The 1,378-nt window shown below is 39.9% G+C and carries 3 protein-coding genes and 1 pseudogene; 2 read left to right on the forward strand and 2 right to left on the reverse strand.

The annotated features are described in order from the left end of the window. On the reverse strand, positions 1–459 hold a 459-nt coding region (locus BN202_RS08775), incomplete at its 3' end, for a hypothetical protein (protein ID WP_019220275.1). 64 nt (positions 460–523) lie between these two features. On the opposite strand from BN202_RS08775, the gene BN202_RS08780 reads away from it, so the two are divergent. Both BN202_RS08780 and BN202_RS08785 read left to right on the forward strand, forming a co-directional pair. Continuing rightward, positions 524–832, forward strand: a complete 309-nt coding sequence (locus BN202_RS08780) for a type II toxin-antitoxin system RelE/ParE family toxin (RefSeq protein ID WP_019220276.1) — start codon at positions 524–526, stop codon at positions 830–832. Continuing rightward, a complete protein-coding gene (locus BN202_RS08785) occupies positions 813–1,097 on the forward strand; it encodes an addiction module antidote protein (RefSeq protein WP_019220277.1) in 285 nt (94 codons plus the stop codon). Before BN202_RS08780 ends, BN202_RS08785 begins: the two co-directional genes overlap by 20 nt. Before the next feature lie 37 nt (positions 1,098–1,134). On the opposite strand, the pseudogene BN202_RS10020 reads toward BN202_RS08785, so the two are convergent. Further along, positions 1,135–1,378, reverse strand: a pseudogene (locus tag BN202_RS10020) (hypothetical protein); the annotation flags it as partial.

A 1,378-nucleotide genomic window follows, 5' to 3' on the forward strand; every position in this document is an offset into this window, starting at 1 on the left:
ATAGGCTCTATCCGGTGTGGGATAAAGATGCAATTTCCTATCAAAATAACTGTAACAAACCGGCGTTCCTTGCTGTTCTGACCGCAACAAAGGCTCTAAAGAAACATGGTTCTTACACTCCAATGCAAACTTATGATGTTGATCAGAACTCAAATAAACGCTTTTGATTTTAACAGCTGTTTCGATATGGCGGGTATCGCTTGCATCATAAACATCCTGCCCCGCCCGTGTCTGAAACACCACATCACGGCTTTCGTTAAAGTAAAAACTTTCCCTCTCACAAAAACGAATAGCAGCAAAAATACTTTCTTGGATCTGCGCTACGTACTCATCTCCAACGTCATCAATTTCATCTTGTATGACCAACACGAGGTGTGAAAGCGTTTTTCGATGACGATAAACATTGTGACCAGCCCGTATCGGTTCGCCGGTCCTAACCCGAATATAATGACGTGCCATCAAAATACCTTTCTGTAATTGAAACGAACTTGACATGATATGTCATGTGCACTATAGTGCACTAATGATACTCATTCATAAAACGATAGAATTTGATACTTGGCTTAAGAAACTTAAAGATAAAAACGCTAAAGCTATTATTCTTCAGCGTGTTGTACGCTTAAAACAAGGACTTTTCGGTGATGTTAAATTCTTTCATGGCATAGGTGAATTACGTATCCACTATGGTGCTGGTTACAGAATTTATTTTACCCAAAAAGGCTCTGATTTTATCCTTTTGTTATGCGGTGGAGATAAATCAACGCAGCAAAGAGATATTGAACAAGCGTTAAAATTAAAAGAGGAGTACAGTGATGAAAATAACCCCATTTAAACCCGAAGAATATCTTAAAGACATTGAGTCACAGCAAATTTTTCTCAATGAAGCTCTTAAAACCGGTGATGCTGCTCATATTGCTGATGCTCTTGGTATCGTTGCCAGAGCCCAAAATATGAGTGCCTTAGCAAAAGAAACCAATCGCGAACGAAGTGGATTATATCGCTCCTTAAGTAAAACGGGTGACCCTAAACTTTCTACCTTAGTCGCTGTCTTATCTGCCCTTAATTTGCAACTCTCTGTACAATCTTGCAACTCATAAACCTCAAGGGGGAGTTCAGTGATCTCTCCCCTTAATTTCAGTGATTGGTCACAAATTCAACGACCACACTTGCTTCACCTGCTTGGACTGTCTTATCCATTTTTGCATAGAGAGTGAGTTCTTTATCATAAGGGACAAATTCCTTCTGATTGCTTATCGTTACAGCTTTTATACCTGTAGCGCCAATATCTGCTTCGCTAAAATCACTCACGGCATGCGTACTGCCAAATTTTAACTTTGCCCCCGTAAACGCTGTCTTAACATACGCTTTTATCGACGTG

The sequence above is a fragment of the Bartonella florencae genome (assembly GCF_000312525.1).
Taxonomy (GTDB): Bacteria; Pseudomonadota; Alphaproteobacteria; order Rhizobiales; family Rhizobiaceae; genus Bartonella; species Bartonella florencae.